This is a genomic window from Thalassotalea sediminis, assembly GCF_030295915.1.
Taxonomy (GTDB): Bacteria; Pseudomonadota; Gammaproteobacteria; order Enterobacterales; family Alteromonadaceae; genus Thalassotalea_C; species Thalassotalea_C sediminis.
The window spans coordinates 2,734,423-2,745,492 of record NZ_AP027361.1 but is presented as its reverse complement, the minus strand read 5'-3'; the positions used below and the strand labels follow the sequence as shown (position 1 = coordinate 2,745,492).

General features: G+C 37.9%; 8 protein-coding genes. 4 read left to right on the top strand and 4 right to left on the bottom strand.

All coding sequences use genetic code 11. From position 1 onward, the window contains the following. Positions 1–16: 16 nt before the first annotated feature. A complete protein-coding gene (locus QUE09_RS12650) occupies positions 17–1,765 on the top strand; it encodes a DEAD/DEAH box helicase (protein ID WP_286233122.1) in 1,749 nt (582 codons plus the stop codon). Between the two features lie 282 nt (positions 1,766–2,047). Beyond that, entirely contained in the window at positions 2,048–3,091 is a 1,044-nt protein-coding gene (hppD, locus tag QUE09_RS12645) for a 4-hydroxyphenylpyruvate dioxygenase (protein WP_286233121.1), read from the top strand. Positions 3,092–3,686: 595 nt separating this feature from the next. Here the strand turns inward: hppD and QUE09_RS12640 are convergent. Both QUE09_RS12640 and can read right to left on the bottom strand, forming a co-directional pair. Continuing rightward, positions 3,687–4,376, bottom strand: a complete 690-nt coding sequence (locus tag QUE09_RS12640) for a PilZ domain-containing protein (protein ID WP_286233120.1) — start codon at positions 4,374–4,376, stop codon at positions 3,687–3,689. Positions 4,377–4,581: 205 nt separating this feature from the next. Then, positions 4,582–5,193, bottom strand: a complete 612-nt coding sequence (gene can / locus QUE09_RS12635; RefSeq protein WP_286233119.1) for a carbonate dehydratase — start codon at positions 5,191–5,193, stop codon at positions 4,582–4,584. Between the two features lie 139 nt (positions 5,194–5,332). On the opposite strand from can, the gene ppiC reads away from it, so the two are divergent. Then, positions 5,333–5,611: a peptidylprolyl isomerase PpiC gene (gene ppiC / locus QUE09_RS12630; protein ID WP_286233118.1), complete on the top strand. Its 279-nt coding sequence runs from the start codon at positions 5,333–5,335 to the stop codon at positions 5,609–5,611. A gap of 85 nt (positions 5,612–5,696) precedes the next feature. On the opposite strand, the gene QUE09_RS12625 is transcribed toward ppiC, so the two are convergent. Both QUE09_RS12625 and QUE09_RS12620 read right to left on the bottom strand, forming a co-directional pair. Next, positions 5,697–8,693 (bottom strand): TonB-dependent receptor, encoded by a 2,997-nt coding sequence (locus QUE09_RS12625; protein ID WP_286233117.1) that lies wholly within the window; start codon positions 8,691–8,693, stop codon positions 5,697–5,699. Between the two features lie 576 nt (positions 8,694–9,269). Further along, entirely contained in the window at positions 9,270–9,437 is a 168-nt protein-coding gene (locus tag QUE09_RS12620; protein WP_286233116.1) for a DUF2897 family protein, read from the bottom strand. A 458-nt stretch (positions 9,438–9,895) separates the two neighbouring features. On the opposite strand from QUE09_RS12620, the gene QUE09_RS12615 reads away from it, so the two are divergent. Next, positions 9,896–11,062 (top strand): methyl-accepting chemotaxis protein, encoded by a 1,167-nt coding sequence (locus QUE09_RS12615; protein WP_286233115.1) that lies wholly within the window; start codon positions 9,896–9,898, stop codon positions 11,060–11,062. Positions 11,063–11,070: the final 8 nt, after the last annotated feature.

Here is an 11,070-nt window from a genome sequence, read left to right as displayed (position 1 = left end):
TGGGAAGACAATTTATATGATTAATATCGACAATGCCGTAACTGGCTTTGCTAGCCTCGGCTTGCCTGAAAACATCCTTTCTGCTGTAACAGAACTTGGTTTTGACCAAGCAACACCTATTCAAGCGAAAACAATTCCTTCGTTATTAGAAGGGTTTGATGTGCTTGGTGAAGCGCAAACAGGTACAGGTAAAACTGCGGCGTTTAGTTTACCAGCGTTAACAAAAATAGAGACAGGAGTACGCAAGCCACAGATGTTGGTACTTGCACCAACTCGCGAACTCGCTATACAGGTTGCAGAAGCAATTGAGTCATTTGCTAAAAATATTAAAGGGCTTAAGGTTGCAACGCTTTATGGCGGGCAATCTTATGGTCCACAATTTCAACAACTCGAACGCGGTGCGCAAGTTGTTGTAGGTACACCAGGTCGTTTAATGGACCATTTACGTCGCAAAAGTTTGAAACTTGCGGACTTAAAAGTTTGTGTACTTGATGAAGCTGATGAAATGTTAAATATGGGCTTCTTGGAAGATATCGAATGGATCCTTGAGCATTTACCTGAAAAAACGCAAATGGCGTTATTCTCGGCAACAATGCCAGCTCAAATTCGTAAAGTCGCGAATAGATTTTTAACAGACCCTGTACATGTGAAAATTGCAGCTGAGAAAAAAGCAAAAGCGAATATTGAACAACTCGCATGGAAAGTGACAGGTATTAATAAGATGACAGCTTTAGAGCGCATCGCTGAAACTGTTGATTATGATGCAATGATCATTTTTGTTCGTACGCGAAGCGACACTGTTGAAGTCGCTGAAAAACTTGAACGTGCTGGTTATCCAGCTTTGGCGTTAAACGGCGATATGAACCAAGCTCAACGTGAGCGCGCTGTTGACCAAATTAAAACGTCAAAAGCCTCAATATTGATTGCAACTGATGTTGTTGCTCGTGGTTTAGATATTCCACGTATTTCTACGGTAATTAACTACGATTTACCAGGTGATACTGAATCATATGTTCACCGTATAGGTAGAACAGGTCGTGCTGGCCGAACCGGTACCGCAATTTCATTTGTAAGACCTCGTGAAATGTATTTGTTACGTCAGTATGAGCGATTAACATCAGGTACTATTTCTCCATTTGAGTTACCAAGTATTCAAGAAATTGGCAAATTACGTATAGCTCGTACTCAAACTGAATTAGCAGCGTTGATTGCCGACAAAGACTTGGCTGATATGCGTGAAATCATTGAAGGCATGGCGAATGATACAGAGTTGTCGATGACTGAAATTGCAGCAGCACTGTTGTACTTGAAGCAAGTTAAGCAACCATTACGTCCAAAAGAAGATCCTAAGCCGCGTCGTGAAACGCGCGATAGAGACAATAATCGTTCTCGCGATGGTAAGGGCCGTGATAACCGTGGTGATAGAGAACGCCCTCGTCGTTCAAAAGTAGCGCGTAATGACGTAGATTGGCAAACGTATCGTTTAGAAGTGGGTAAAGAGCATGGCGCTAAGCCCGGTGATATTGTTGGCGCAATTGCTAACGAAATATCATTAGATAGTGGCTACATTGGGCAAATTAATTTGCATGAACGCCATACCTTTGTTCAGTTACCTAAAGGAATGCCAGAAAAAGCATTTAATCAGTTGAAACGTGTTCGTGTTCGTCGTCAAGCACTAGAGATTTCGGTATCACAGGCACCAGTGGTTACAGATAAACCTAGAAAGCGAAATGATAAACAACGAAAACCGACTCGGTTTTCATAATATCTTATAAAGAAAGCGCCTATTTGGCGCTTTTTTTATCTATTCGGTTAGTTTATTTTCGGCGCATTATTAAACGATTATTCATATAAAATAATGTGTGTATTATTTTCTTTACACCCTCTGTGCACGTCCTATTTGGGCTAGCATCCTGTCAGTTTAAACAAGCGCAATTTGTACGTACAAGATCATTTACGTTGCTAGCACATATCTTGCTACCCCTAAGCTTTTCCTCAAGGTTTTTACTGGCAATAATGGCCTTAAGAAATCAATGAGAGATAATTTATGACTGACGTAGCAAATCCTTTAAAATTGTGCGGTATTGAATTTACCGAATATGCAACACCTGATTCTGATTTTATGGAAAAGGCTTTTTATGGTTTTGGTTTTTCAAAAACGAAAAAGTTTAAAGGGCGCGATATTGAGTATTTTAACCAAAATGATATCCACTTTTTATTGAACAACGAAAGACAAGGTTTTTCACGCGAGTTTGCTAAATCACATGGCCCTGCGATTTGTTCGATGGGCTGGCGTGTAGAAGATGCTGAATTTGCCTTCGAACAAGCGATTCAACGTGGTGCTAAGTCAGCACAAGATGCTGAAAACAAACTTCCTTATCCTGCTATTTATGGTATAGGTGATAGTCTAATTTATTTTATTGATAGATTTGGTGATAAGGGCTCTATTTATGATGTTGACTTTGAGCCATTAGAAAACCCAGTAGTAGTTGAAGATAAAGGCTTTAAAGCGGTAGATCATTTAACGAACAATGTTTATCAAGGCACAATGGAGCATTGGGCCAATTTTTACAAAGACGTGTTTGGTTTTACCGAAGTACGTTATTTTGATATTAAAGGTGAAAAATCTGCACTTGTTTCATATGCACTGCAGTCACCGTGTGGCAATTTCTCTATTCCAATCAATGAAGGTAAAGGTACAAGCAATAACCAGATTGATGAATACTTAGAAGAATACGATGGTCCTGGTGTTCAGCATCTAGCGTTTATTACTGATGACTTAGTGGGGTCTTTAGACAAAATTGATAAGTCTATTATTGATACGTTAAACATCGTTCCTGAGTATTATGATGATGTATTTGATCGTATTCCATGGGTTAAAGAAGATAAAGAGCGTATTAAAGAACACCAAATCTTAGTCGACAGTCAAAGTGAGAATTCGTATTTACTACAGATTTTTACCAAGAATATTTTTGGCCCTATCTTTATTGAAATGATACAACGCGTTGATGATAAAGGTTTTGGTGAAGGTAACTTTACTGCGTTATTTAAATCTATTGAATTAAATCAAATTGAACGCGGTGTGCTGTAACTTTTTGCTTTACTGCGATTAAAAAAAAAACCGGCCATTCAGCCGGTTTTTTTATATTTATTGTCAACTCAAAATTACCTCCTATGGAGGAGGTGATCGTTCTATCGAGGCTTCGCCCGTAAAGCTTATTTTTAACAGTATCAATTAAATGGTTTTCAAAGTTTTTTTATGCAAAATTGCAGAGATGGAGTTTCTCGATATTTAGCGATAGACATGAAGTATGCCGACTCCCTTTGAAGCGATAGCAGCAAATATTTATTTAAAGACGGTAATGCTTGTCAGCCTAGAATGGCTGACACTGACGAGCATTTGTCAGAGCAGCATGACAGTCTAAAATATTGCTGTTAGTGTTTGCTGAATAGGGTGATGAGGGAGTTGTCAGAGGGAAACAATCGATTTTTCCCGCTATTGTGCTATCGGCACACCGACAATATAACGGGGGAGATAAACAATAGATGAAAGTATTTTACGATGAAACTTAAGTAAAAGCTGACAGAAATAAGCTCCTTTCCTGCGTTAACCTCTCATCATATATAAAATAATATATTGCAAGTGTTGTTTGAGGTGCTTGGACTGCTCTAAACAGAGAGCTGATTTACAAAATACTTGTATCGATAAATAACTGTTCGAGTAATGCTGCAACTTGCTTATCATTTTCTTGAAATTTAATGCCGACATTTACGCGTCCTCGCTCATTTCGACTATTACATACGGTTGCCGGTATGCGCATTTCACCAGCGGCATAATGATTAACACAGACGAAAATATCACGCTGTTTTACACTGATCATTTCACTGCTTGCTTTAAAAGTAAAACCACATCCTTTTAACGATAAATCAACGATAATACCGTTTACTTGAATGTTACTTTGATCTGGCGCATTTAATGATATTGCCGCAGGTAAGTGCGTGGTAATGCGTTGATGTGCTCTTAATTGCCTATTCTCAATTTTCGTTGGGTAATTTAGTAATATCAGCTTTTCTGGAGATTGGGTAATATTCCTAATTGTGGCTCTAAATGCGAAACAACAGCCTTTATCACCTTCAAGCAAATAACGTACGATGGCAACGTTACCTTCTACGAGAACATCACTGTAATTATCAGAAGACGCCGGATATTTTATAATAATGTACTTTCCCGTTTCGTATCCTATTAAGGGAAGTTTTAATCGTACTTTTACAGGATGGTTTACTTGAAAATCAATAACCTTACCGGGTAGTAATTCAAAGATATTAGAGGGTTCAATTTCTTCAACTGGCAATGAATTAACTGCTACGTCTGCCATTAATCTTCCTTAATATTTGATGAACTTGAGTACCACTTTACATGTTCATGTTATTTATAGTTTTTGTTTTAATTTAATATAAACAAGGTAGAAAATAATGACAATCTTTTAAAAGTAAAATATTTTTTCAGCTATAGCGTAGATGAATATTATTACGTTGTAATGCTAAATGTACCGGTTGATTATATTGGGCTGGTGCCATACGTTATCGTATCAGCGCTTCTGCATCAGAAGACACCTGCAAATCTTTTAGAATGCCGTCAGCTAAGTTATACACAAAGCCGTGAACCGTAAGTGTTTGACCAGCAGCCCATGCGTTACGAACGATAGTGGTATTACAGACATTAGCAACTTGTTCTATAACATTAAGCTCACATAAAGTATTGAGTTTTTCTTTATGATCAGTAATAGCATCGAGTTTTTCTTGATGAAAACGATGTACATCTTCAATATGACGTAACCAGTTGTCAATTAGACCATAACTTTTTTTATCCATTGATGCCAATACACCACCGCAGCCATAATGACCACACACGATGATGTGTTTTACTTTTAAATGATCAACCGCGTATTGTATAACCGATAAACAGTTAAGATCTGTATGTATAACCTGATTGGCGATATTGCGGTGAACAAATACTTCTCCTGGTAACATACCGAGCAATTCGTTCGCTGGAACACGCGAATCGGAACAACCAATCCAAAGATATTCGGGCTCTTGCTGTTTAGCGAGAGTGTCAAAAAAAGTAGGATCTTCTTGGTTGATTTGATCTGCCCAAGCGCGGTTATTTTTAAACAAGTGATCGATGTTTGACATGTGCAATTTTAGAGAATGATTAATTAGATAACATTTTATGTGTTTTAGCGTGATAAAGTAAATCTAACCACTATACATTTTGTTAAATTAATTACATTTTCGATTATAATAGTGATAATACATACGGTAAGGTGAAACCATGGCGACTGCATGCGCAAGGCATATTTTAGTAAAAAGTGAAAACCAAGCTAAAGAGCTATTAATCAAAATTGAAAAAGGCACTGACTTTGGTCAGTTGGCTAAAAAATTCTCTACTTGTCCTTCTGGCAAAAAAGGAGGAGATTTAGGCGAGTTTAAGAAAGGTCAGATGGTAAAAGCATTTGATGACGTTGTATTTAAGAAAGAAGTATTGAAAGTACATGGCCCTATAAAAACGCGCTTTGGATATCATTTGATTCAAACAATTTATCGCAATTAAAATTGTTTAGTTTGTGCTGTGTAAAAAAGCCGCTAACAAATGTATAGCGGCTTTTTATTTTAATTAACTTTTTGAGCGTGTTTTATTAAAAACGTGCTTCAAAGTTTAGTGTTGCAAATCGCGGTGTTTGCCAATCAAGTGGCGCACCGTAAAATTGGTTTCTAGCACCTGCTGTCCAACCAATTCCTTCATAATTGTCAACAATACTGACAGGCTGACTATTATCTAAGACATTGAAAATATCTAATGAAGCTCTCATATCAATGCCGTTAACATTGAACGAGTAACTCGCAGAAAGATCTAATCTAAATGTCCAAGGTGTTGTGCCATTGCTACCACGAGGGTGATAGGTAATAGAACCGTCGTTTTGTGTTACGTAATATGTATCACCATAACTTCCGTATAAATCTGGATCTGTACTCCAGTAGCTTCCACCTTGCACGCCGCGAGGACGGCCACTAGCTAATGTAGAATTCCAGCCAACAACAAATTGTTCAGTAACATTGTAGCTACCGAAGAATTTGAACACATGGCGACGATCGTTTGGTAAGTTACCGTAAGAACCGTCCATTAACGCTGGGAAGTCAAAGTCAGTGGTTACACCAGCATCTGTTTGACCATTATCTGATTTTACTGCACCTTCAAAGTTACCATAGCTGTGTGACCAGGTATAACTTGCTGTCCAAGAAAAATCTTCTACTTTATATTTCAAGGTTGTTTCAAGTGCGTAATACTTGTTTTCGCCTTTTGGTAATCGAACTGTTGTTTCATTATCATAGGTAACAGGTGTATCTGTGTCAGCTAAACCATCGTCATCGGCGTCAACGTAAAATACAGCATCTTTACCTGGGTTGATCATTAAACAGTGTGCGTTTGAATATGCACCACAGTAATCATCTAAGGCAGAATCGACATAGCGGTAAGTACCTTTAACTAACATAGAGTACTCATCATTTAACATTGTTTCATAGCCTAAGATATATTCGACTTTAGAAAATGGTTCGGCATTATTTGATACAAAGGTTTTTTCTTCTGGAAATGTTGCTGTTGAGTTTACAACTTCTGAATTAGCCTTAGTGCCATTAACAGGTGTTGCACCAATAGGTTCACCCGTCGCTGGATCTACGCCTGTAAACGTATAATGCGTCGTTCTATCATCAACACCTGAAGCCGCACGATAAATAGTATTGTTAGCGATTGGTAAATAGTACTGGCCAAACGTACCAAATAATTTACTTTCACCATCACCTGTTGGATCCCATGAGAAACCTAAACGCGGCGCAACATCTGTTGTGAATGAACTAATTACACGGCCAGTAACGCCAGTGTTTTCAAAGTCATCAACACGTAAACCTAAGGTTAATGTAAGATCATCACTTAATGTCCAAACGTCTTCAATGAAGTAAGCTTTTATGTCACTGGTAAAGCCACCACCTTTTTCAGCATTTGAAAATACACGATCTCGTACATAATCTTGTGGTTGATCACTAGTGTTGGTAAATAGTACACCATCATTACCTTGAATTGACGCGCCAGGCTGCACGGTATAATAAGTCCACGAGTGGCCACCATCTGGTCCTGTTGGGATATTAAAGCGAGTTGTATCGCGTTCTTGACTCTCAATACCTGCTGTAATGGTGTGATCGCCAATGGTATATTCAAGATCTAATGCATATTGCGTGTTGGTATCGTTGTTTTCACCGTACGCACCACCAGGTCCACAACTTACCGCTGGCGTTGTATAGTTATCACGAGCTTCGTTGACTGTTGAACATGCGATATTAGAAGCACTTGTTTCATACTCAGTTTCAATTCTACCTGCCATCGCAGTGACAATTAAGTCATCTGTAATGTAACCGGTATAACTAATACTATGAGTTTCACCACCACGCTTTCTGATTTGCGTACCGGTTTCTTCTCCTACAACACCTTTACCATTGTTGTTATATGAAAAAATAGTTTCTTGCGTATCTGAACGGTTTGAATAGCCAAAATAGCTTAAGCGATGGTTGTCGCTAATATCCCAGTCAATTGTGGCGCCCCAGAATAAATTATCGCCGCCAGATGATTCACGCTTTCTGTACTGGTTGTTTGCTAAGTAGTGGTCCCAGAATGATGGTTGGAAAGTTAAATTTTGTTTCGTACTTTTTGGGTTAATAATCGCGTACATGAATAACTTATCTTTGATGATTGGACCACCAACAGAGAAAGTCATTTCTTTTTGCGTTAATTCATCAAGGCTTTCGTCACGATAAATAGTACCTGAACCGCCATTTGAACGTGCTATTTGTCGATCATCACTACGCCATGATTCTGGCGAGTATGTACCTGTGACAGCAAATTCCCATTCATTTGTCCCTTTTTTGGCTGTAGCATTAATCGCACCACCAGTTGCACGGCCATAACGAGCAGAGTATCCACCTGTTTTTACTTGGAATTCTTTATAAAATTCAAATGGTAACTCACCACAACCTAAGCCATTACGTGTATTGGTTACTTCCATTCCATTGATATAACAGATATTTTCCGCAACAGAAGAACCACCAAATGAGGCTGTATTTGCACCAAATGATTGGTCACCCTGAACTACACCTGGTGCTAATAGAGCAACAGAAGTCAAATTACGATTGACGGGCATGCGATCAATTTCAGCTTCGCCAATGATTAGACCTGAATCTGAAGAAGCTAAGTCTAAGGTTGCAACGGAAGATGCAACGACTTGGATCACTTCAGTATCACTGCTAGGAGCTGCTACCTCAAAGTTGGTAATGGTATTCTTACCTAAAGACACTCTTACCTGTTCAAGTGCTAAAACTTGATTACCTTTAGATACCGTAACTTCATATAAACCTGTGGGTAGCTTTGCAAGGCGATAGCTACCATCTGCGTCCAATTCAATGCTACGCGTCGTTCCTGTATCGACATTTACAGCTTTAACGGTAATATCTGTTGCAACACCCTGTGTGACTGAAATCACACCTCTAATATCTTCTGCACTAGCCGTAGACATTCCGATAACTGAAGAAATGGCAATAGCGGTTAGTGAGCGGGTAAAAATCTTAGCATAACTAGATTTTTTCATAATTAACTCCCTGGACCTTTAATTTAGTTTTTTAATTTTATAGTGCGCTAACGTAATTTTGGTGCCATGTATGAAAGCTTTCATGACCGTTGAATTGTTAGCGTAACCTAGATACTAAGCCCTGCTTATTTAACACTGCAATACAGCAATACTTCTTGAAGGCGGGTTTTGAAACGTTTTGAAATAACTCCAAAAAAGCATTTTCTCGGGAATTAAAAGGGGTAGCGATTGTAGAGGAAGTTTATGTTTCAAAATTGAAACATAATGGTGTGTAAAATGACTGAAATGTTTGTGATTTACAGAAATTTCCATAAAAATCAAAAGGGTAAAAGTGTTTCGTTATGTAACGATTGTTTCGGGCTGAAAAAATGAATGACAATTATATTAATTCGTTACTATGGATAAGTTATTGTAAAATATAGTTTTATATTTTATTTTTTCGAGGTTAAGCGACAGGGCTGTAAAAAAGTTCCTGATTAATCAGGTGGTAAACTGTAACTGAATTTTATAATGAGAAATAAAGGATTATTTACCTATTTTAGAGGTGCTTTGAAAGGGGATATTAAGGCATCTATGCTATTCGTTATCTTTGTCTTTTTTTCGTTGTTCTTGTTCTCGTAACCGAATCTTTTCTTTTTGTGTTGCCGTTAATTTAAATTTTTTGGCTGACTGTAAGATAACCAAAATGGCACCAATAACTAATGCTAAGCAGCAAAAAACGATTAATAGTGTATAAAAATTCATGATTTTATTCTTTATGCTCAGTTTTAATTTCTAGCGTTAAAGGCATTTACAAAAGCGCTTATATAATTGTTGTGCTATCTGTGAATCTATATGTTCAACGTGAAATTATGATACGTTTTTCAATGATAAAGCCTTTACCATTGCGGTTACCTGTATTCCGTAATTAATTTAATGTTAGCCTAATTTGATTGATATATATATTAAATTTGTATCATTTTAAGTGGAGCGGATAGTGCAGGCTGTTAGTTGCAATACGTATCATGAACCTGATATTGATACGTTGATAAGTTTGGTATGGTTATTATCGTAAATGAACGATCATGGTTAACCTCCTTTTTACCTAAAAAAATGGTCGCCAAAAGTCATATTTACCTGTAACGTTATGTTATTGATTAACATTCATGCATGATTGCTTGATTGTTATATAAGAATAAAAACACATACATGATGGGTTAATTATGGTGAATAACTTACAAGTTAAGATGCTATTTCCTATAGCCGGTGTTGGTTTGTTAGCGATTGTATCTGTTGTGCTGTTTGTTGAGCAGCTTTCTATGATGAGCGGGATACTATTAGTTTTATTATTATGTATTGTGCAAATGGCGGTAAGTTTTTGGTTTTTCAATCATCAAATTGGCAATAGACTCGCTAAGCTAAAGCATTATTTGGCGCTAGTTATCAGCGTAGATCAGGCACCATCTGAACCACTAATAGACCATGTAGGTGATGATCTCGCTGACATGACTAATGAACTGAGTAGTTTTATTGAAAACTTAAGTGATGTGCTTGCTGAAATCCGCCAGGAGTCGGAACGACTTAGAGAGGGTTCTGGTTCACTCACTAGTCAAATTAGTGATGCCGTTATTGCCGTTGATCAGTCAAGTGAACATATATCACAAATGGCAAGTTCAATTGATAATGTAGCGTCAACATCGACTACATTGTCTGAAAATGCGGCGCAAGTTAGTGATACTACAAGCGAAGTGTTAGCAACCTTGCAACAGGGTTCTGACTCTTCAGCAAATAGTCAGAAAACAATGGCCACTTTTGCACAAGACGTTACTGGTATGGCACATGATCTTGAGCAACTACAAGAGGAATGTTCACGTATTGGCAGTGTACTTGACGTTATTCGTGGTATTGCTGATCAAACAAACTTGTTAGCACTTAATGCTGCGATAGAAGCAGCACGTGCTGGAGAACAAGGACGAGGCTTTGCCGTTGTTGCTGATGAAGTGAGAGCATTGGCACATAGAACACAAGAGTCTACCGTAGAAATTCAATCTATGGTTGAGGGATTGCAAGATAAGTCAAATAAAGCTGTTGACGCGATTAATAAAGGTAAACAACTCACACAAGACAGCTTATCTCAATCTGAAGATGTGGTTGAAGCGCTCTCAAAAGTTGCGCAGGTATTTAACGAAGTAAATAGCTTAACAACACAAATTGCTGCTGATACGCATGAGCAACAACATGCTACTGCATCTATTAATGAAAATATGGTAACTGTCGTCTCGTTAAGTAAAGAAATTAATAGTACGCTTAACCACGTTGCTGAGAATGCAGAGCGACAAAAAGCAACGACTGAAGATGTAGATACTACTCTTAATAGGGTTTGTGTATAGTTAGCAAA